The following is a 20,404-nucleotide window of genomic DNA, read 5'->3' as shown; positions in this document are numbered from 1 at the left end:
CGGTGTACGACACACTGCGTAGCGGCCACTGGGAGAGGGGCGTACATGGGCTGGACGGTCCTCTACATCGCGTTCGGCATCGTCGCGCTGTGGCTGCTCGGCGAGGTGCTGCTGCAGTACAAGGCGCGCCTGCGCTGGCGGCTGCTCGCCTTCGCCGGGTTCCTCGGCGTCGTGATCGGCGTGCTGATCCCGTCCGTCGTCGTCATCGGGCTGGGCGCGGCCGCCTTCGCGGTCGGCCAGACCTACGTCACGCTGTCCTTCCGCCGCGGCTTCGCGTCCGGCTGGGCGGTCAACGCCCCGATGCTGGCCGCCGCCAAGGGCCGCCGCGGTGACCGCGGGCGCCAGGAGCCGACCCTGGAGGTCTCCGGCCTGGAGGCGTCCGGCGGTCACGGCGACGAGGGCGCCGACCACCGCGGTGACCGGGCCGGCCACGGCACGGACGACGACTACGACCACGACGACGTGTTCACCCCCGCGCGCCCCGACCGGCCGGCGGCCGACGGGACCGCCGTCTACGAGCCGCAGCCCATGCCCGACGACACCGGCTCCTACGGCGTCTACGGCGACACCGGGTACTCCGGCCCGTCCCAGGACCAGTACGCGGCGGCCGCCCAGGGCGCCGACCAGGGCTACGCCTACGACTACTCCGGCTACGGCCAGCAGCAGGGCTACGACGCCACCGGCCAGCAGCAGTACGCCGCCTACTCCGACCCGTACGTCGGCACCCAGACCTACGGCGGGGCCTCCTACGACGCCGGCTACGCCGACCCGCAGCAGTACGGCCAGCAGGCCTACGGCCAGGACCAGTACGCCGGCACCTACGGCGGCGAGACCCCGCCCGGCGGGCTGTGGGTCCCGCAGCAGCGCACCACCGACGACCCGTACGGCGGCGAACTCCCGCCGGAGCAGCCGTACCCGTACCAGGGCGGCGGACAGACGCCCGGGAACGGCCACGGGTACGACGAGCAGTACCGCTTCTGACCCCCGCCCGGGGGGTCACCGGGATCCGCGGAACTCCGGCCCCTCCACGATCAGCCCGGCGACCAGCGCCCCCGACATCCCGGCGTGCGGGAGCCCGCCGCCGGGGTGGGACCGGCCGCCGACGCGGTACAGCCCCGGCAGGGCGGTGCTGTTGGCCGGGTGGAGGAAGCGTCCCCCGCCGGCGGCGAGAGCGGGCGCGGGTATCCCTCCCCGCGGGGCGCCGGTCTCCTCGCCGAAGTCGCCGGGCGTGCGCACCTCGCGCCACAGCAGGCGCTCGCGCAGGCCGGGCACGGCGGCCTCGGCGGCCTCGACGAGCAGCCGCGCGAAGCGTTCGCCGGTGCCGCCCCCGTCCGGCTCCTCCCGGGACGGCAGGACGGCGGACACGACCACGGACTCGTGCTCCGCGTCGGGGCGGAGGGCGGGGTCGTCCGGCCGCAGCACCGTCACCGTGGGCGGCACCGGGTCGGCGGAGCGGCCGGAGAGGAAGTCCAGCTCCGCCGTGCGGTCGGGGGCGTGCACCACCGTGCGGTGCGGCGCGCCGGGTTCGCGCGGCCCGCGCAGCGCCAGCAGCACCGTGCACCGCCCGGGCCGTCCCGGGGTCCCGGGGCCGGGGCGCAGATCGCCCGCGGCGTACAGCGGGTGCCCGGTCATCGACTCCAGCCGCGCCGGATCGACCCCCGCGACCACGAAGTCCGCCTCGGCCGCCGTTCCGTCGCGGAACCCGACCCCGGCCACCCGGCCGTCCTTCTCCAGCACCCTGGAGACCTCCGCGCCGAAGCGGAACTCCACCCGGCGGGCCACGCACCGCTCGTACACCGCCCGCGCCAGCTCCCGCATGCCGCCGCGCACGTACCACATGCCGAAGGCGTGCTCCATGTACGGCAGCACCGCCGCGCTCGCCGGGGCCTCGCGCGGATCGAGGCCGTACGCCAGCGCGTGGCTCTCCAGCAGGGCGACCAGCCGGGGATCGCGCAGCTCCCACGCGCCGACCTCCGCGAGCGTGCGCGCCGCACGCGTGCGCAGCAGCCTCCTGCGGGGGACCGCCGGATACGGCTCACGCTCGGCCAGCACCTGCCAGTTGGGCCACAGCGGCTCCTCCAGCAGCGGCCGGCGCGACCGGTCCCAGGCCTCCCGGGCCCGCACCAGGAAGTCCCCCCAGCGCCGGGCGGCGGCCGGTCCGAGGGCCTCCCCCAGGGCGGAGACGACGCCCGCGCGGGAGGCGTTGGGCAGCGACACGCGCGTGCCGTCCGCGAACACGTGGTGCGACGACGGGTCCACCTGGACCAGCTCGACGCACTCCTCCAGCGGCTCCCGGCCGGTCTTCACGAACAGATCGCGGTAGACGGCGGGCAGCGGGAGCAGCCCGGGCCCGGTGTCGAAGGCGAACCCGTCCCGCTCGAGGCGGCGCAGCGCACCGCCGTACGTCTCCGTCCGCTCGTACACCGCCACCCGGTGGCCCGCGACGGCCAGCCGGGCGGCGGCCGCCATCGCGCCCATCCCGGCGCCGATCACCGCAATCCGTGCCATGCCAGGGACTTTATCCGCCGGCGCCGGCCGGTCCGTCCCCGAGTACCCGCGCCCCCGTCCGGGGGACCAGCCGGCGGCACCGGGGCGTGGGCGGGGGTGCGCAGCACTGAGTACCCGTACCTAGGCGCCGACTTGAGTACGCGGGCGGATGGGGGCCGGCCCGCGCGGACGGGAGAGTGGAGACCACGGAGAGGGGCTCGGCTCCCGGAACCGGCGACACGGGGCGCCGGAACGGTACGGGCCCGCGATCCGCTCCTTCCGCCGGCGCCGTCGGCGGGAGCGAGGCACGGGGGAACACCGGGGGGACGACCGGAACGGGGGTTCACGGGGGACGTACGGGGGAGCAAGGAGGCGCCGGTCCGGCCGGTGGCCCGCGGGGGACGCGGCCACCACCGGACCGGCGCTTCGCGCGCGCCGGCTTCGGGGGCTCCGGGTTCGTTCGGAGGCCCCGGGTTCAGGGCCCCGGATTTCAGGGGCGTCCGCTGACCCGTCCCTGGAGCAGCCGGGACAGCGCGGCGTGCACGTCGTCCAGGGAGCGCTCCGGCTGGAAGGACTTCCAGTCCAGCGCGGCCACCAGCACCATGCCGACCAGCGCCGCCGCGGTCAGCGGGACGTCGATCTCCTCGCTGAACTCGCCGCCGGCCACGCCCTCGCGCAGCACGCCCTCGACCACCGCCACGGCCTGCTGCCGCACCACCATCAGCGTGGACTGCCAGGCCCGGTTGGTGCGCCACAGCTCGGCCACGTACAGCTGGGTGAAGGCCGGGTAGCGGTCGATGAAGACCAGGCCCGCGCGGATCATCGCGTCCAGGGCGTCGACCTTGCCGCCGCCCTGAGCGGCCGTCCTCTCGGCCGCCTCCCGCAGGGAGGCGGTCAGGAGGCCGACGCCGTGCCGCAGCAGCTCCTCGAAGAGGACCGACTTGCTCGCGAAGTTGTAGTAGACCGTGCCCTTCGCGACCCCTGCCCGCTCGGCGATCTCGTCCACGGTGGTGGCGGAGAAGCCCTGCTCGGCGATGAGGGTGACGGCCGCCTCGTAGAGCTTCTGCCGGGTGGCCTCGCGGCGGGTGCTGCCGCCCGACGTGGTGCTGCTGCGTTCCATGGCCCTGATTGTCACAGGAACGCCGGTCCGCCCGTTCACAGGCTCAGCTCCGGGTGCAGCCGGTCCATCGTCCACACCTGCCGGCGGCGGGCCGACAGCGTGGTCAGCGCGAGGGCGCCGACGGTGAAGGCCGTCAACACGGCGCACGCCTGCCACACCGGTGCGAGTCCGCCGCCCGTGATGAGCCGCCGGAGCGCCTCGACGACGTGGCTCATCGGCAGGAACGGGTGCAGCGCGTTGAAGAAGGCGGGACTGGTCTGGATGGGGTACGTGCCGCCCGCCGAGGTCAGCTGGAGCATCAGCAGGGCGAGGACGAGGATCCGGCCGGCCGCTCCGAAGCGTGCGTTCAGCCACTGCACGATCGCCGCGAAGCACGCCGTCACCAGGAAGAGGAAGCCCACCGTCCCCGCCGCCCGGGCCATCTGCAGCCCGACCGCCCAGTGCAGCACCGACATCAGGGCCACCGTCTGCAGCACCCCGATCGCCACCACCGGCAGCCAGCCCGCGAGCGCGATCCGCAGGGCCGAGGCGCCCAGGGCGAGGGCGCGGCGGTTCATCGGCGCGATCAGCATGTACGCCACCATCGCGCCCACCCACAGCGACAGCGGGATGAAGTACGGGGCGAAGCCGGTGCCGTAGTTGGGCGCCTTGTGCAGATCGCGGGTGACGAGCTGGACCGGGTCGGCCATCACCTCGGTGCGCCGGTCGCGGTCCTGCTTGTCGTAGTCGGGGATCTTCTCGGCGCCGTCGTGCAGGCCGCCGGCGAGTTCGCCGGACCCGTCGACGAGCTTGTAGAGGCCGCCGTTCAGATCGTCCGCGCCGGTCCTCAGCTCGCCGACGCCCTTGTCCAGGTCCAGGGCGCCGGTCTCGGCGGTGCCGAGCCCCTTGTTCAGCTTCCTGGCGCCGGCGGCGACCTCGGCGGCGCCGGCGTCCAGCTTGTTGATCCGGGCGACGGCGTCGTCCAGGTCCTCGGAGAGGTGCGGCGCGCGGCCGGCGAGCGTGCGTGCCTGCTTCTCCAGGGTGGCGAGGTGCCCGTCGAGCTTCTCCAGGTCCTCGCGGTGGCCGGTGACCAGGGAGCCGGCGTCCTGCGCGACGGTCGCCGCGTCGGCCGCCGCGTCCCTGGCCTTCTTCAGGTCGGCGCAGGCGGCGTCGGCCGGGACGGCGTCCTCGCAGCGCGCCTTGTGGACGCCGTTCAGGGTGTCGGACGCCGCGCGGGCGTCCTTCGCGGCGGCCGGGGCGCGCTCGTCCAGGGCGTCGAGGTCGTCGCGGAGCCCGCCCGCCGCGTCGGCGACGAACCGGGCCGTGTCACCGATGGTCTTCTCGTTGTCCTCCAGGAACGGGCCCACCCCGGCGTCGACCGCGTTCACCTTGCCGGCGAGCGCCCGGGTGCCCTCCGCGACCTTCCGCGAGCCGTCCTCCAGGCGGTCCGCGCCCTTGTGGAGGTCCTTCAGCCCCCCGGACAGCTTGCCGCTGCCCTCCTCGGCGTCCTTCAGGCCGTCGGCGAGGTCCTTGGAGCCCTTCTCCGCCTTCCCGATGCCGCCCTTGAGCCGGTCGGCGCCCTTCGCCGCCTTCACGGTCTCGCCGTGGATGTCCGAGAACGAGACGAAGATCCTGTCCAGGAAGGAGCGCGCGGTCTTCGTGGACGCGGCCCGGCGCACCTCGCCGAAGACCGTCCGGGAGATCTGCCCGACGACGTAGTTGTTGGCGTCGTTCGTCCGCACCTCCAGCGCGCCGGTCTCGGGGGAGTCCCCCGAGCCGGAGGCGACGCGGCGGCTGAAGTCGGCGGGCATGGTCAGCGACAGGTAGTAGGTGCCGTCCTCGACGCCCCGCCGGGCCTCGTCCGCGCTCACCTCCCGCCAGTCGAAGGTCTCGCTGTCGCGCAGCCCCTCGGCGAGGTCGTCCCCCGCGGTGATCCGCTTCCCGTCGGCGGTCGCCCCCTCGTCGTCGTTCACCAGCGCCACGGGGATCCGGTCGAGGCGGCCGTAGGGGTCCCAGAACGACCACAGGTACAGGGCGCCGTACAGCAGGGGCAGCACCAGCAGGGCCACCAGGGCCGCGCGCGGCAGCTTGCCGCGGCCGAAGCGCCGCAGCTCAAGCGCGGCCAGTCCCGGCGAGCGCATCGGCCGCCTCCTCCTTCTCGTCGTGCCCGGCGGCTTCCGCGTCGTCGTGCCCGGTGGCTCCCGTGCCGACGGCCACCGTGTCCGGGGGTGCCTCGCTGCACACCGCCACCACCGTCGTGCCGGTGCCGGCGATCGACCTCAGCAGGGTCCAGACCTCGTCCCGTTCGGCGGACGAGAGCTTCAGGTCCACGTCGTCCACCCCGAGCAGCCGGGGGCGCCCGATGAGGGCCAGCGCGAGCGACAGCCGCAGCGCCTCCACCCGCTCCAGGTCCCGTACGGCGGTCCGCGCGCCCTTGGGCAGTGCCGCGAGGTCCAGCCCGGCGGCGGTCAGCGCGGTGCCGACCTGCCGCCTGCGCTCGCTCGCGCGCTCCCCGCGCGGACGGAGCAGCCCGCGACGGCCCTCCCCCCGCCCGGGCGGGGACGGGAGCGGGGGAGGGCCGCCGAAGCGGCGCTGCAGCAGCGCCCGTTCCCGCAGGTGCTCGCCGGCGGTCAGGACCGGATCGAGATCGGTCACGCCGGTGACGTGCGCGAGCGCGCTGATCCGGCGCACGGCGGCCATGCGCCGGGGCAGTTCGAGCCCGCCCACGGCGGCCCGGCCCTCCGTGGACCTCATCCGCCCGGTGAGCGCGAGCAGCAGACAGGTGCGGCCCGACCCGGACGGCCCCTCGACGGCGATCAGCGAGCCGGGCTCCGCGTCGACGCCGACCCCGCGGAACGCCCAGCCCCGCGGTCCCCGGAGCCCGAAGTCGCGGGCCGAGACGGCGAGTCCGGACGGACCGTGCACCACGTCCCCCATGGGTCCCCCATTCCCCTTCCGAATCCCTGCGGGATTTTTTGAACTGACTGGTCAGTGCAAAAACTAGCCCGAACGCGCGCTCGAAGCAAAGGCCCAGGTCAGAACGGATTGTCAGTGCCATACCGCACGATGAGCACATACGGCACCGCGTAGCCGTGCGTGCCGTCACGAAGACGACAGGAGGTTCGTCATGGCCCACTCGTCCGCAGCCGCCGCCCGCCGGCGCCGCGCCACCGGCCCTGCCCCCTCACTGAACGGCCCGGCGAGCGACGTCCACCCCGTGCTGCGCCGCGCCGCGGCCCCGCCCGCCGCCCTCGACCTGCTCGCCCAGGCCCGTGCCGGACTCGACGAGGCCGCCGTCCTCGAGACCCCCAACGAGCGCTACGCGACGGCCCACCTCGCCGCCCTGCGCACCGCCGCCGCCGTGCTCGCCGCGCGCGGCCGGCCCGAGACCTCGCCCCGGGCCCGGGCCAGGATCAGGAGTGCCTGGGAAGTGCTCCCCGAGATCGCGCCCGAGCTCACCGAGTGGAGCGCGCTGTTCGCCTCCGGGGCCCGGCGCCGCGCCCGGGCCGAGGCGGGCATCCAGGGCGCGGCGAGCGGCCGGGACGCCGACGACCTGGTACGGGACGTGGCGATGTTCCTGCGCCTGGTGGAGCGCATGCTCGTCCTCCAGCCGGTCCTCCCGCAGCCGCGCGGGGACACGGAGCGGCCGGAGACCCGGGACCCGGTCGGGGACGCGGAAGCGGACCCGGCCCGGGACGTCCCGGACGCGGGCTGACCGCCCGTCCGCGGCGGTCCTCCCCGCGACGGCGCAGGCAGGTGACCGGGCACCGCGCCGTAGGCAATAGGGTGGAGAGCGCCTGAACCCCTCCCCGGCCCGGTGCTCCGGGCCGGGGAGGGAGCCCGATCGCTCCGCCGAGAACGAGGCGGTGCCGCGCCGAGGAGTCAACTGCCGTGTCGGACCCAATGCGGCCCCGCGCCGCTCTCCGTACCGCCGTGGTCTGGGAGGTCCTCCAGGACGCCCTGGAACGCCGGGTCAAGGCGACGGGACGGCAGGTGCTGGACGTCCTCGACACCGGCGGCGGCAGCGGCAACTTCGCGGTGCCCCTGGCCCTCCTCGGCCACCGGGTCACCGTCGTCGACCCCAGCCCCAACGCGCTGTTCGCCCTGGAGCGCCGCGCGGCCGAGGCCGGCGCCGCCGACCGGGTCCGGGGAGTCCAGGGCGACGTGCACGGCCTCTTCGACGTGGCCGAGCGCGGCGGTTACGACGTCGTGCTGTGCCACGGCGTCCTGGAGTACGTCGACGACCCGGCCGAGGGCGTCCGCAACGCGGTGGCCGCCCTGCGCCCCGAAGGCGTCCTCAGCCTGCTGGCCGCCGGCCTCGGCGGCGCCGTGCTCGCCCGCGCCCTCGCCGGTCACTTCAAGGAGGCCAGGCAGGCGCTCGACGACCCGAACGGCCGATGGGGCGCGGGTGACCCGGTGCCCCGCCGCTTCACCGCCGAGCAGCTCACCGGGCTCGTCGAGGGCGCGGGCCTCGCGGTCGGCGCCGTGCACGGCGTGCGGGTCTTCGCCGACCTCGTTCCCGGTGTGCTCGTGGACACCGAGCCCGGAGCGCTCGACGCACTGCTGAAGCTGGAGGCCGCGGCGGCCGAACTCGCCGCCTTCCACTCCGTGGCCACGCAGCTCCATGTGCTCGGTGAGGCGCCGGGGTCCTCTGAGGCGCCCGGGGCCTGAGGGACCCCAGAGGACGCGCCGCTGATCAGCGGCGCGTCCGGCACCCGGGCCGCGCATGGAGTGCGCCACAGGCCCCCGAATGGCGGCTTGGCGCCGTATGATCGAGGGAGACCGCCCGGCATGACGGGTCGGCCGCCGGGGAAAGAGATGCCTCAGCGGGCCGGGACGTCCATGGCGGGTTCTGGTTGGCCAATTGGCGCAGAGGGGCGGGTTTCACGGGGGCGATTCCCTGCCTATCCTGAAGGGACCCCCCGGGTCGCCCCGGCGACTGCACGATGAGGAGGACTCCGTGCCGCTCTCGGAGCACGAGCAGCGCATGCTCGAGCAAATGGAGCGAGCGCTGTACGCCGAAGATCCCAAGTTCGCGTCGGCGCTTGAGGGAAGCGGGCTGCGTACGTACACCCGACGGCGGGTCTACCAGGCGGTCGCGGGCTTCCTCGTAGGTATTGCGCTCCTCATGGCCGGTATGGTCGCCCAGCAGGTCTGGCTCAGTGTCGTGGGGTTCCTCGTGATGCTGGGATGCGCGGTCCTCGCGGTGACCGGCTGGCGCAAGGCGCCCAAGCCGGGCGAGCAGGCCGCCGGTGCCCCAGGTATCCCCCAGGCCGGCCGTCAGGGCAGGCAGCGGCGCTCCATGATGGACCGGATAGAGGAGCGCTGGCAGCGCCGCCGGGACGAACAGGGCGGCCACTAGCCCTCCGCGCCGCTCCCCGGGAGACGGCCGAAGACATGCGTCAGGGGGTGACCACCGGCACGGTGGTCACCCCCTGACGCATGTCCTGGCGCACACCTGTCCTGACGCGGACACGGTCGCGAACGCACAGGAGCGCGTCACAGGGGAAGGGGCGGGACGGCCGAAGCCGTCCCGCCCCTTCCCTTCACCCGCCGCCGTCGGCCGCGCCCGGCCCGGCCGCCGCGACGGTCCGCGTCACACCGGCTTGCGCCACGCCGGCCGCATCGCGAGGATCCGCTCCCGGACACCGGACCACCGGGCCGAGACCGCCCACACCACGCGCACGGTGGAGCGCGGGGCGAACAGCGCGCGCAGTCGCGTGCCCCGGCCGGAGGCGGACCGCAGGGCGGCGACCACCCGGCGCACGTCGTCCGTCAGACCCGCCGCCGGCCGCGGTCGCGGCGCGTACAGGACCTGCTCGACCGCATCGGCCACCCGGTGCACCGAGGCCGCCGCGGCCTGGTCGAGGTGCCCGAGCCGCACGAGCCGGGCGGCCGCCTTGCGCGGGGTCAGCGACTCGTCCGGCGGGATGCCGTGGTCCCACGCCGTGTCGCTCAGCTCGTCCCAGAGGGCCAGGACGTACGGCGCGGCGTCCGCCTCCGAACGGCCGCGCGCGCCCAGGCGCACCGCCCGGGTCCTCGTCCGCCACAGCATCGGCGCCAGCGGCAGCACCAGGACGGCGAGACCGGCCAGTGTCCACCCCAGCGGCGTGGTCCACTTCGGCCCGTCGTCCCCCGCGGCCGGCGCCGCCTGCGGCGACTCGCTCTCGCACGCCCCCAGCTTCCTGCGCTCCGCCGTGCAGCCCTCGCTCTCCGAGGGAGCGGCGGACGGCTCCGCGGGCGCGGTCCGGGACGGCAGGGCCGGGTCGGGCAGCGTGCTGTCCGCGGCCTCCGGCACGGTGTAGGACGGCACCGAACCGCGGGTCGGGGTCGGCTCGAAGCGGGTCCAGCCCACACCCTCGAAGTACAGCTCCGGCCAGGCGTGCGCGTCCCGCAGTCCGACCGCGATCGTGCCGTCCCCCTGCGGGGTGCCGGGCGCGAAGCCCACCGCGACCCGCGCCGGTATGCCCAGGGAGCGGGCCATCGACGCCATCGCGAAGGAGAAGTGCACGCAGAAGCCCTGCTTGTCCCGCAGGAAGCGGGCGATCGCCTGCGAACCGCTGCCGACGTCCACCTCGGTGTCGTACTCGAAGCCGCCGTTCAGCGTGAAGTACTCCTGGAGCGCGACCGCCCGGTCGTAGGCGCTGTCCGCGCCCGCGGTGACCTCGCGGGCGGTCCGGGACACCACGGCCGGCAGCGAGTCGGGCAGCTCGGTGTACTCGCGCTCCAGGGCGGGCGGCGGCTGAGGGGCGTCGGCCAGCTGCTCCGGCGTGGGCCGCACGTCGAGGCTGCGCACCTCGTACGTCAGACCGCGCGTGTTCTGGCCGTGGTCGCCGACCAGCGTCATGCCGACCGGTTCGTAGCGCCAGTCGCCCTCGATGCTCACCCCGCTCGGCGGGTACGGCATCGGCAGCCAGTCCTGGCCGTACCAGTCGGCGGTCGAGACCGTCGTGCCGACCTCCGTGCGCCTGATGTCGGGGCCGAGCCCCATCGGGGTCGGGAACGCGCCGTCGGGCACGGTGGTGATGGAGCGCTTGGACGGCTTCCACGTGGTGCCGTCGAAGTCGTCCAGGGACACGATCCGCAGGTACAGGTCCGAGACGTTCGCCGTGTCGGAGCGGACCGACATGACCTGGCGGTCCTCCTCCACGTTCAGCGAGTCGCGCAGCGACACCAGGGGGTTCACCGCCGAGATGGTGCCGCCCGAGCCGGTGCCCGTGCCGACGCCCGTGCCGGCGGCGTCCAGCAGGCCGCCTCTCATCGCGGGCAGGCCGAGCGGCACCACCAGGGCGATGCCCAGCGCGACCGCACCGATCCGCCGGCCGGTGCGCACCGGTGCGACGGCCCCGGCCGGCTCCCCGCCCGGGCCGCGCGCCGCCCCGGCGAAGACCCGCCCCCACTGGGAGAGCCGGTCACGCCCCTCGGCGAGCAGCAGCATCAGATAACCGGCGGCCGCCAGCAGGAACCACAGCCAGTCGAGGCCGTCGTCGGACAGTCCCGCCGCCACGGAGTACAGGGCGAGCAGCGGAAGACCGGCCGGGGCCGCGCTGCGGAAGGTCACCGCGAGGGTGTCCACCAGCAGCCCGATCACCAGCACACCGCCGATCAGCATCAGCCGGATGCCGTCGGACAGCGGCGCCGGGGTCGCGTACCGGCTGACGTCGTCCCCGCCCCGCTCCAGCAGTCCGCCGAGGAACCGGAAGGCGTCCGGGCCGGGTATCAGCCCGGCGAAGGCATGCTCACGCGCGAACACCAGGGTCAGCAGCATCAGTGTGACGAGCGCCTGCGCCGCCACCGTCAGCGCACGGGCCAGCGGCACCCGGCGGGTCGCCGCGCCCACGCCCGACTGCACCGCCAGGAGGAACGCCGCCTGGACGATCCACGTGGGCGGATCGACCAGCGGCAGCATCGCGCACGCCGCCATCAGCGTGGCCGCCCACGCGGCCAGCGCCAGCCTCGCCCGCCCGCTGATCACGGTCCCTCCCCACCGCTCGCCGCGGCCAGGCCCGAGCGCTCCCGGTCCGCCTGCCGCCACAGCCCGTCCAGCGAGGCGCCCCGCGGCACCGCCAGGGCCGTCCAGCCCGCCTCGCGCAGCATCCGCAGCCGCTCCCCGCCCCGGTCCGACGGACCGGGCACGCCGGCCGGTTCCCGCAGCCAGGTCCCGCTGTCCAGCAGGAAGGCGAGGGCGCCTCCACTGCGCTGCCGCATCCGGGCGAGGACCGCGGCCTGCTCCTCGTCGAGGTCGCCGAGGAAGGCCACCAGCAGCCCCTCGTTCCCGCCGCGCAGCACGTCGTAGGCGCGGGACAGGCCCGCCTCGTCGGAGTGGTCCACCACGGCCAGGGTGTCCATCATCAGCCCGGCCGCGTCCGCCGACTCCTGGGTCGCCCCCGCGAACCCGTCGGAGCCCTCGCCGGGCACCGAGGCGCCGGTGTCGGTCAGCAGCCGCACCGAGAAGCCGCGCTCCAGCATGTGCACCAGCACCGAGGCCGCGCCCGACACCGCCCACTCGAACGCCGAGTCCGGGCCCGCTCCCTCGTAGGCGACGGCGCGGGTGTCCAGCAGCACCGTGCACCGCGCCCGCTGCGGCTGCTCCTCGCGGCGCACCATCAGCTCGCCGTAGCGCGCGGTGGAGCGCCAGTGCACGCGGCGCAGATCGTCGCCGTAGCGGTACCCGCGCGGGATCACGTCGTCCTCGCCGGCCAGCGCCAGCGAGCGCTGCCGCCCGTCGCCGTACCCCTTGGCCTCCCCGCTCAGCCGCACCGGCGGCAGCGGCTCCACGCGCGGTGTCACCGTCAGCGTGTCGTACGTGGAGAAGGACCGGGTCAGCTCGCACATACCGAACGGGTCGGACAGGCGCAGCTGCAGCGGGCCCAGCGGATAGCGGCCGCGCAGGTCGGAGCGGACCCGGTAGGACACCTCGCGGCGGCCCCCCGGCTCCACCCGGTCCAGCACGAACCGCGGACGCGGGCCGAGCACGTACGGCACCCGGTCCTGGAGCATCAGCAGGCCCGTGGGCAGCCGTGAGACGTTGTCCATCCGCAGGTGCACCCGTGCCTCGGAACCGGCCGGCACCCGCGCGGGGGAGAGGCGGCGGTTGCCGGCGACCCGGTAGCGGGTGCGGTACAGCACGGCCGCGCACACCACCGGCAGCACCGCCAGCAGCAGTCCGACCCGCAGCAGATCGCCCTGCCCGAGCACGTACGCGCAGATCGCGGCGGCCACGCCGGCGGCCAGGAAGGAGCGCCCGCGGGTGGTCAGCCCGGCCAGGGCCGTCCTGACACCGCCCCCGCCGCGCCGGTCGCCCTCCGCGTGGAAGGCCTCCGCGCCGGCCATCAAAGCCTCCGCGGCGGCTGCTGGCCGTAGCCCGGGCCACCGCGGCCCAGGCCGAAGCCGCTCTGCTGCGGGGCCGCCGCGGGCACCGGGGTGCGCTGCACGATCTCCTGGACCACCTGCTCCGCGGTACGGCGGTTGAGCTGGGCCTGCGCGGTGGGCAGCAGCCGGTGGGCGAGCACGGCCACGGCGAGCGCCTGCACGTCGTCCGGCAGCGCGTACTCCCGGCCGCTCAGGGCCGCGGACGCCTTCGCCGCGCGCAGCAGGTGCAGCGTCGCGCGCGGGGAGGCGCCGAGTCTGAGGTCGGGGTGCGTGCGGGTGGCGGCGACCAGCTCCACCGCGTACCGGCGCACCGGCTCGGCCACGTGCACGCCGCGCACCGCCTCGATCAGCTTCAGGACCTCGTGCGCGTGCGCCACCGGCTGGAGGTCCTCCAGCGGGGAGACGCCGCCGTGCACGTCCAGCATCCGCAGCTCGGCCTCCGCGCTCGGATAGCCGACCGAGACGCGGGCCATGAAGCGGTCGCGCTGGGCCTCCGGCAGCGGGTAGGTGCCCTCCATCTCGACCGGGTTCTGCGTCGCCACCACCATGAAGGGGCTGGGCAGCTCGTAGGTCTTGCCGTCGATGGTGACCTGGCGCTCCTCCATCGACTCCAGGAGCGCGGACTGCGTCTTCGGCGACGCGCGGTTGATCTCGTCGCCGATCACCACCTGCGCGAAGATGGCGCCCGGCTTGAACTCGAAGTCGTGGCGCTGCTGGTCCCAGATGGACACACCGGTGATGTCCGACGGCAGCAGGTCCGGTGTGAACTGGATCCGCCGCACCGAGCAGTCGATGGACCGCGCCAGCGCCTTGGCCAGCATCGTCTTGCCGACTCCCGGGACGTCCTCGATGAGCAGGTGTCCCTCGGCGAGCAGCACGGTCAGCGAGAGCCGTACGACCTCGGGCTTGCCCTCGATCACGCCTTCCACCGAATTCCGCACGCGCTCGACCACGGCGGTCAGATCAGTGAGGCTCGCTCGATCGTCATAGGTCGTCACCCGGCCCTCCTCGGCCTTTCCCCACGCTCCGGAAGGGAGCGGGGAACCCCAAATGTCCCGGGCCGACGCCTCGGTGCGCGGACCGGCCCACCCCGAATCACGGACACCACGCGGGAAAAGTTCCGCGTGACACCACTCCCGCATTCTTGCCGCCGTTACCGATTCGTGTCACTCGCCTGTGGACAACTGGCGGTGACATGTCGGTTCCTGCGCCCTTCGCGGAACCGGGGGTCCGGGGGTCGTCGGGGTGGGCGGCCGGGTCAGGCGGGGTCGATCTCGCGCAGCAGGCCGGTCTTCACGTCGAAGACGAAGCCGCGCACGTCGTCGGTGTGCAGCAGGAACGGCGAGGTGCGCACGCGCTGCATCGACTGGCGCACGTCCTGGTCGACGTCCCGGAAGGCCTCCACGGCCCAGGAGGGACGCTGGCCGACCTCCATCTCCAGGTCGTGCCGGAACTCCTCGGTGAGGGACTCCAGGCCGCAGCCGGTGTGGTGGATGAGCACCACGCTGCGGGTGCCGAGCGCCCGCTGGCTGATGGTCAGCGAGCGGATCACGTCGTCGGTGACGACACCGCCCGCGTTGCGGATGGTGTGACAGTCACCCAGCTGGAGGCCGAGCGCGGCGTGCAGGTCGAGCCGGGCGTCCATGCAGGCCACCACGGCGACGTGCAGCACCGGCCGGGCGTCCATCCCGGGGTCGGTGAAGGCGGAGGCGTACTCCTGGTTGGCCTCGACCAGGCGGTCGGTGACCGTGCCGTGGCCGACGGTGGCGTTCTCGGAGGCGGCGGGAACCGATGCAGAAGTCGTCATACTCATGACGTTACTGGTCACCCGGGGATCGGGCCCGCTGTGGGACAGGACAAAGAGCGTCATCGGCCCCGGGTGTGAGGTAACCCACAAGAGTGGTGTGAGCCCCCTCCCGCGGGTGATTTCACCCGGCGCGCGCCTTGACCCGCGGGCGGGCCGCGACGCGCAGGCCGGTTGATTGACCGGGCGACACCGTGGACTAAAGTGACGCGAAGCGGGAGGCGAGACCATCCGCTGCACTGTTTTTCCGGAGATCCCGGCGAGAACCGGGGGTCTCCCCGCGCGCGCGGCGCGTACGTACGGCTCGGCCTCCTTCCGTTCCCGGCCGGCTGGCGCTTCCGGCGGCGGCCGGCCGCCCCTCCACCGGGGGAGGGCGGGAACCCGGCGGTGCGTCACGGCCGCGCCGGACCTGAGAGGGCCCCTTGAGTCACAGTCGACACGTCCCGGTGATGCTCCAGCGGTGCCTGGATCTGCTGGCACCCGCCCTGGAGCGGCCGGGAGCGGTGGTCGTCGACTGCACCCTGGGTCTCGGCGGCCACAGCGAGGCCCTGCTCCGGCGGTTCCCCGAGGCGCGGCTCGTCGCCCTGGACCGCGACAAGGAGGCCCTGCGCCTGTCCGGTGAGCGGCTCGCCCCCTTCGGCGAGCGGGCCACCCTGGTGCACGCCGTCTACGACGAGCTCCCCGACGTCCTCGCCCGGCTCGGCGTCCCGCGCGTCCAGGGCGTCCTGTTCGACCTCGGGGTGTCCTCCATGCAGCTCGACGAGGCCGACCGCGGTTTCGCCTACGCCCAGGACGCCCCGCTCGACATGCGCATGGACCAGACGACCGGCGTCAGCGCCGCCGAGGTCCTCAACACCTACCCGCCCGGCGAACTCGTCCGCATCCTGCGTGCCTACGGCGAGGAGAAGCAGGCCAAGCGGATCGTGGCCGCGATCGTGCGCGAGCGCGAGAAGGAGCCGTTCACGCACAGCGCCCGCCTGGTCGAGCTGATCCGGGACGCGCTGCCGCAGGCCGCCAAGCGCACCGGCGGCAACCCGGCCAAGCGCACCTTCCAGGCCCTGCGGATCGAGGTCAACGGCGAGCTCTCGGTACTGGAACGGGCGATCCCGGCCGCCGTGAAGGCCCTCGACGTGGACGGGCGGATCGCCGTGCTGTCGTACCACTCCCTGGAGGACCGGCTGGTCAAGCAGGTGTTCGCGGCGGGCGCCGCCACCACCGCGCCGCCCGGGCTGCCGGTCGTCCCCGAGCGCTACCAGCCCCGGCTCAAGCTGCTCACGCGCGGTGCCGAACTCCCCACCGAGGAGGAGATCGCCGAGAACCGCCGCGCGGCCCCCGCGCGGCTGCGCGGCGCCCAGCGGATCAGGGAGGATCCCGAGTGAGCCCGAGCGAGGCGGACGTGGCGTCACCAGGCGCGCGCGGACGCACCGGCCGTGCGGGTGAGGCGGGTGACGGGCCGGGCGTGCGGGCGGGAAGAGCGGACTCAGGGGAGCGTGAGTGAGCAGGAAACCCGAACTGAAGGGGAGGGCGGCCCGTCTCGCCCAGCTCTTCCCCACCGGGCGCGCCCAGGCGGCGCGCACCCCCTTCGTCCTCCTCGTCGTCCTGCTCCTCGGCGGCGGCCTGATCGGCCTCCTGGTGCTGAACTCGGCCCTGAGCGAGGGCGCCTTCCGGCTCGACGACCTCCAGCGGGAGACCAAGAACCTCACCGACGAGGAACAGGCCCTGCAGCGGGACATCGACGCCCACTCCGCCCCCGACGCGCTCCAGCGCCGCGCCCGCGAGCTCGGCATGGTGCCCGGCGGCGACCCCGCCTTCCTCGGTCCCGACGGAAAGGTCAAGGGCGTTCCCGGCCCCGCCTCCGCCGCCCGCGCCCCCGTGCTCCCTCCCCCCGGGGCGCCGGCCACCGCGACGGCCCCGCCCCCCGCGACCCCCGCCCCCAGCTCCTCGTCGACCCCCGGCAGGTGACGGAAGTGTCCGACAGGGAACCGCCCCGCCGCCGGGTGCCCGCACCCGCCAGGCCCGTCCGCCCGGGCACCGCGCGGCGCCCCGGGCCCGGCGCCCGTCCGGCCCGCCGCCCCGGCCCGCCCCGGCCCGGGGCCCCGAAGGTCATCCGGCTGGGCAGCCCGCGCCCCCGCCTGCGCCTGATCGGCGTGGCCCTGACCCTGGTCCTGCTCGCCTTCGTCGTGCGCCTGTTCCAGGTGCAGGCCGTCGACGCGAGCACGTACGCGGCCAAGGCCGAGCAGAACCGCTACGTCGGCCAGGTGCTGGCCGCCGAACGCGGCGAGATCACCGACCGCAACGGCGTGGCCCTGGCGACCAGCGAGGACGCCTACGACATCACCGCCGACCCCACGATGTTCACCCGGGACGAGCTGAAGATCGCCGACGGCCCCGAACAGGCCGCGGCCCTCCTCGGCCCGATCCTCGGCCAGGACCAGGACGAGCTGGTCGAGAAGCTGCGCCCCGAGAACGAGTCCCTGCGCTACGTCAAGCTGGCCGGCCGCCAGACCCCGCAGGTCTGGAAGCAGATCAAGGACCTGAAGTCGGCGCTGGCGAAGAAGGCGGAGAGCGACGGGTCCGCGGCCAACGTCCTCGCCGGCGTCTTCTCCGTGCCCACCAGCAAGCGGGTGTACCCCAACAACGAGCTCGCCGCCGGGATACTGGGCTGGGTCAACGCCGAGGGCAGGGGCGGCGGCGGCATCGAGCTCCAGCTGGACAAGCGGCTGGCCGGCAAGGACGGCAAGATCCGCTACGCCCAGTCCGGCGGCCGGCTCGTCCCGACCGCGGGCGGTTCCACCGAGACCCCGGCCGTGCCCGGCAGCGACATCGAGCTCACCATCGACCGCGACATCCAGTGGGCCGCGCAGAACGCCATCAGCCGGCAGGTGAAGGAGTCCGCGGCGGACCGCGGCTACGTCATCGTCCAGGACACCCGCACCGGCGAGGTCCTCGCGATGGCCAACGCGCCCGGGTTCGACCCGGGCGACCTCTCCGAGGCCGAACCGGAGACGCTCGGCAACGCCGCCCTCCAGGACGCCTTCGAACCCGGCTCCACCGCCAAGGTCCTGTCGATGGCGGCCGTCCTGGAGGAGAACGCCGCCACGCCCGGGACGCACGTCGTCGTGCCCAACCGGCTGCACCGCGGCGACCGGCTGTTCAAGGACGACATCGACCACCCGACCTGGTACCTGACGCTCAACGGAGTGCTCGCCAAGTCCAGCAACATCGGCACCATCCTGGCCACCGGCCAGCTCGGCAGGACCCAGGCCCAGGCCAACAAGGTCCTGTACGAGTACCTGCGCAAGTTCGGCCTCGGCAGCCACACCGGGCTCGGCTTCCCCGGCGAGACCAAGGGCATCCTCGCCCCGCCCGACACCTGGTCGACCTCGCAGCAGTACACGATTCCTTTCGGCCAGGGCGTGTCCGTCAACGCCATGCAGGCCGCCTCCGTCTACTCGACCATCGCCAACGGCGGCGTGCGCATCGAACCCACGCTGGTGCGCGGCTCCACGGGACCCGACGGACGCTTCACCCCCGCCCCGGAGCCCGACAGGACGCGGGTCGTCAGCGAGAAGACGGCGAAGACGCTCGCCCGGATGCTGGAGTCGGTCGTGGACGACGAGGAGGGCACCGGCACCAAGGCGCGCATCCCGGGGTACCGGGTCGCGGGGAAGACGGGCACGGCCAACCGCGTGGATCCGGCCACCGGCAAGTACCGCGGCTACACCTCGTCCTTCGCCGGGTTCGCCCCCGCCGACAAGCCCCGGATCACCGTCTACTGCGTGATCCAGAACGCCACCGAGGGCAGCTACTTCGGCGGCCAGATCTGCGGGCCCGTCTACAAGCAGGTCATGGAGTTCGCCCTGAAGACCCTCCAGGTGCCGCCGACCGGCGCCGAACCCGCCGACCTCCCGGTCACCTTCACCCCCTGATCAGCACCGAGCCACCAGGAACCACCCCGTGACGACGATCACCCCCGACCCCGGGAACCAGAGCACCCCCGCCCCTCACTTCGCCCGGAAGCAGGTACGCCCGGTACGCTCACCGCCGTGCCACACGCTGATCAGTCCCAAACCACCCAGAAGGGCCGTCCCGTGACATACCCGGGACCGCCCCGGCCGGTGCAGGTCTCCGCCACACCCCTCGCGGAACTCGCCGACCAGCTGGGTGCCCCCGCGCCGGACCGGACCGCCGAGGTCACGGGCATCACCCACGACTCGCGCGCCGTCCGCCCCGGCGACCTGTACGCCGCCCTCCCCGGCGCCCGCGCCCACGGCGCCGACTTCGCCGTCCAGGCCGCCGGCCTCGGCGCGGTCGCCGCGCTGACCGACCCGTCCGGCGCCGAGCGGGTCGCCGCGGCCGGGCTGCCGGCGCTGGTGGTCGACGACCCGCGCGGGCGGATGGGCGAGCTGGCGGCGACCATCTACGGCCACCCGGGCCGCGACCTGCTCCAGATCGGCATCACCGGCACCTCCGGCAAGACCACCACCGCCTATCTCGTCGAGGGCGGCCTGAGGACCGCCCGCAGCGCGGACGGGGGTGGCGGCGGGCGCCGGGTGGGGCTGGTCGGCACCGTCGAGATGCGCATCGGCGAGGAGCGCATCAAGTCCGAGCGCACCACGCCCGAGGCCACCGACCTGCAGGCGCTGTTCGCCGTCATGCGCGAACGCGGCACCGACGCGGTCGCCATGGAGGTCTCCAGCCACGCCCTGGTCCTCGGCCGGGTCGACGGCTGCGTCTTCGACATCGCCGTCTTCACCAACCTCAGCCCGGAGCACATGGAGTTCCACTCCGGCATGGAGGACTACTTCCGGGCCAAGGCGCAGCTGTTCACGCCGAAACGCAGCAGGGTCGGCGTGGTCAACGTCGACGACGAGTACGGCCGCCGCCTCGCCGAGGAGGCCGGCGTCCCGGTCGTCACCTACTCCGCCGAGGGCCACCCCGACGCCGACTGGCGCGCCGAGGACGTGAAGGTCGGCCCGATGGACTCGACGTTCACCGTGGTCGGCCCCGGGGACGAGCGGATCGCCGCCCGGGCGCCGCTGCCGGGCGCCTTCAACGTCGCCAACACCCTCGCCGCGATCGTCGCGCTGGCCGCCGCCGGCCTCGACCCGCAGAGCGCCGCCGACGGCGTCGCCGCCGTGCCGGGCGTGCCGGGCCGGCTGGAGCGCGTGGACGCCGGACAGCCGTATCTCGCGGTCGTGGACTACGCCCACAAGACCGACGCCGTGGAATCGGTGCTGCGCGCCCTGCGCAAGGTCACCGAGGGCAAGGTGCACGTCGTGCTCGGCTGCGGCGGCGACCGCGACACCACCAAGCGCGCCCCCATGGGCGCCGCCGCCGCGCGGCTCGCCGACACCGCCGTACTGACCTCCGACAACCCCCGCTCCGAGGACCCCCTCGCGATCCTCGCCACCATGCTCCAGGGCGCGGCCTCCGTGCCCGCCCACGAGCGCGGCGAGGTGCAGGTCTTCGAGGACCGGGCCGCCGCCATCGCCGCAGCCGTGGCCCGGGCGCAGCCCGGCGACACCGTGCTGGTCGCGGGCAAGGGCCACGAGCAGGGGCAGGACATCGCCGGGGTGGTGCGTCCCTTCGACGACCGCCAGGTGCTTCGCGAAGCCATCAAGAAGACCCAGGGATGAACT

The 20,404-nt window shown here is 74.5% G+C and carries 16 protein-coding genes; 8 read left to right on the top strand and 8 right to left on the bottom strand.

Annotation, left to right across the window (positions count from 1 at the left end; translation table 11 throughout):
* Positions 1-45 precede the first annotated feature (45 nt).
* Positions 46-981, top strand: coding sequence for a hypothetical protein (locus GL259_RS11795; RefSeq protein ID WP_159531867.1), 936 nt, complete (start codon positions 46-48; stop codon positions 979-981).
* Positions 982-996: 15 nt separating this feature from the next.
* Here the strand turns inward: GL259_RS11795 and GL259_RS11790 are convergent, their stop codons facing one another.
* From GL259_RS11790 to GL259_RS11775, 4 genes are all read right to left on the bottom strand, one after another.
* A complete protein-coding gene (locus GL259_RS11790; protein WP_208026462.1) occupies positions 997-2,508 on the bottom strand; it encodes an NAD(P)/FAD-dependent oxidoreductase in 1,512 nt (503 codons plus the stop codon).
* A 469-nt stretch (positions 2,509-2,977) separates the two neighbouring features.
* Positions 2,978-3,607, bottom strand: a complete 630-nt coding sequence (locus GL259_RS11785; RefSeq protein WP_159531865.1) for a TetR/AcrR family transcriptional regulator — start codon at positions 3,605-3,607, stop codon at positions 2,978-2,980.
* A 35-nt stretch (positions 3,608-3,642) separates the two neighbouring features.
* Complete coding sequence (locus GL259_RS11780; protein WP_159531863.1) at positions 3,643-5,727, bottom strand: YhgE/Pip domain-containing protein; 2,085 nt, start codon at positions 5,725-5,727, stop codon at positions 3,643-3,645.
* Complete coding sequence (locus GL259_RS11775; protein WP_159531861.1) at positions 5,699-6,523, bottom strand: ATP-binding cassette domain-containing protein; 825 nt, start codon at positions 6,521-6,523, stop codon at positions 5,699-5,701. Before GL259_RS11775 ends, GL259_RS11780 begins: the two co-directional genes overlap by 29 nt.
* A 190-nt stretch (positions 6,524-6,713) precedes the next feature.
* On the opposite strand from GL259_RS11775, the gene GL259_RS11770 reads away from it, so the two are divergent.
* The 3 genes from GL259_RS11770 to GL259_RS11760 all read left to right on the top strand — a co-directional run bounded on the left by GL259_RS11770 (position 6,714) and on the right by GL259_RS11760 (position 8,948).
* Positions 6,714-7,301 carry an SAV_6107 family HEPN domain-containing protein gene (locus tag GL259_RS11770; RefSeq protein ID WP_159531859.1) on the top strand — a complete coding sequence of 196 codons (588 nt, stop codon included), beginning with the start codon at positions 6,714-6,716 and terminating at the stop codon, positions 7,299-7,301.
* A 176-nt stretch (positions 7,302-7,477) separates the two neighbouring features.
* Positions 7,478-8,257, top strand: a complete 780-nt coding sequence (locus GL259_RS11765) for a methyltransferase (RefSeq protein ID WP_159531857.1) — start codon at positions 7,478-7,480, stop codon at positions 8,255-8,257.
* A gap of 289 nt (positions 8,258-8,546) precedes the next feature.
* On the top strand, positions 8,547-8,948 hold the full coding sequence (locus GL259_RS11760; protein WP_159531855.1) for a DUF3040 domain-containing protein: 402 nt from the start codon (positions 8,547-8,549) through the stop codon (positions 8,946-8,948).
* Positions 8,949-9,182: 234 nt separating this feature from the next.
* On the opposite strand, the gene GL259_RS11755 is transcribed toward GL259_RS11760, so the two are convergent.
* The 4 genes from GL259_RS11755 to GL259_RS11740 form a co-directional block, all read right to left on the bottom strand.
* Entirely contained in the window at positions 9,183-11,510 is a 2,328-nt protein-coding gene (locus GL259_RS11755) for a DUF3488 and transglutaminase-like domain-containing protein (RefSeq protein WP_208026608.1), read from the bottom strand.
* A 47-nt stretch (positions 11,511-11,557) separates the two neighbouring features.
* Positions 11,558-12,919 carry a DUF58 domain-containing protein gene (locus tag GL259_RS11750; RefSeq protein ID WP_159531851.1) on the bottom strand — a complete coding sequence of 454 codons (1,362 nt, stop codon included), beginning with the start codon at positions 12,917-12,919 and terminating at the stop codon, positions 11,558-11,560.
* The gene (locus GL259_RS11745; RefSeq protein ID WP_159531849.1) at positions 12,919-13,956 is read right to left on the bottom strand and encodes a MoxR family ATPase; all 1,038 of its coding nucleotides are present in this window, start codon (positions 13,954-13,956) and stop codon (positions 12,919-12,921) included. Before GL259_RS11745 ends, GL259_RS11750 begins: the two co-directional genes overlap by 1 nt.
* Positions 13,957-14,216: 260 nt before the next feature.
* Complete coding sequence (locus GL259_RS11740; protein ID WP_159531847.1) at positions 14,217-14,765, bottom strand: carbonic anhydrase; 549 nt, start codon at positions 14,763-14,765, stop codon at positions 14,217-14,219.
* A 419-nt stretch (positions 14,766-15,184) separates the two neighbouring features.
* On the opposite strand from GL259_RS11740, the gene rsmH reads away from it, so the two are divergent.
* From rsmH to GL259_RS11720, 4 genes are all read left to right on the top strand, one after another.
* The gene (rsmH, locus tag GL259_RS11735) at positions 15,185-16,141 is read left to right on the top strand and encodes a 16S rRNA (cytosine(1402)-N(4))-methyltransferase RsmH (protein WP_159531845.1); all 957 of its coding nucleotides are present in this window, start codon (positions 15,185-15,187) and stop codon (positions 16,139-16,141) included.
* Between the two features lie 115 nt (positions 16,142-16,256).
* Positions 16,257-16,724: a hypothetical protein gene (locus tag GL259_RS11730; RefSeq protein WP_159531843.1), complete on the top strand. Its 468-nt coding sequence runs from the start codon at positions 16,257-16,259 to the stop codon at positions 16,722-16,724.
* A gap of 5 nt (positions 16,725-16,729) precedes the next feature.
* Complete coding sequence (locus GL259_RS11725) at positions 16,730-18,691, top strand: penicillin-binding protein 2 (protein WP_279578621.1); 1,962 nt, start codon at positions 16,730-16,732, stop codon at positions 18,689-18,691.
* Positions 18,692-18,853: 162 nt separating this feature from the next.
* Positions 18,854-20,401 carry a UDP-N-acetylmuramoyl-L-alanyl-D-glutamate--2,6-diaminopimelate ligase gene (locus tag GL259_RS11720; protein ID WP_159531839.1) on the top strand — a complete coding sequence of 516 codons (1,548 nt, stop codon included), beginning with the start codon at positions 18,854-18,856 and terminating at the stop codon, positions 20,399-20,401.
* The last annotated feature ends 3 nt before the right edge of the window (positions 20,402-20,404 follow it).

It is taken from the genome of Streptomyces sp. Tu 3180 (assembly GCF_009852415.1).
Taxonomy (GTDB): domain Bacteria; phylum Actinomycetota; class Actinomycetes; order Streptomycetales; family Streptomycetaceae; genus Streptomyces.
Note: the sequence above shows the minus strand (reverse complement) of the source record. Positions and strands in the feature narration are given on the sequence as shown.

Excerpts from the sequence above, each read along its gene's own strand:
- GL259_RS11775 (WP_159531861.1), bottom strand. The coding sequence starts at position 6,523 with ATGGGGGACGTGGTGCACGGTCCGTCCGGACTCGCCGTCTCGGCCCGC.
- GL259_RS11780 (WP_159531863.1), bottom strand. The coding sequence starts at position 5,727 with ATGCGCTCGCCGGGACTGGCCGCGCTTGAGCTGCGGCGCTTCGGCCGC.
- GL259_RS11790 (WP_208026462.1), bottom strand. The coding sequence starts at position 2,508 with ATGGCACGGATTGCGGTGATCGGCGCCGGGATGGGCGCGATGGCGGCC.
- GL259_RS11750 (WP_159531851.1), bottom strand. The coding sequence starts at position 12,919 with ATGGCCGGCGCGGAGGCCTTCCACGCGGAGGGCGACCGGCGCGGCGGG.
- GL259_RS11795 (WP_159531867.1), top strand. The coding sequence starts at position 46 with ATGGGCTGGACGGTCCTCTACATCGCGTTCGGCATCGTCGCGCTGTGG.
- GL259_RS11740 (WP_159531847.1), bottom strand. The coding sequence starts at position 14,765 with ATGACGACTTCTGCATCGGTTCCCGCCGCCTCCGAGAACGCCACCGTC.
- GL259_RS11755 (WP_208026608.1), bottom strand. The coding sequence starts at position 11,510 with ATGGCGGCGTGCGCGATGCTGCCGCTGGTCGATCCGCCCACGTGGATC.
- GL259_RS11785 (WP_159531865.1), bottom strand. The coding sequence starts at position 3,607 with ATGGAACGCAGCAGCACCACGTCGGGCGGCAGCACCCGCCGCGAGGCC.
- GL259_RS11770 (WP_159531859.1), top strand. The coding sequence starts at position 6,714 with ATGGCCCACTCGTCCGCAGCCGCCGCCCGCCGGCGCCGCGCCACCGGC.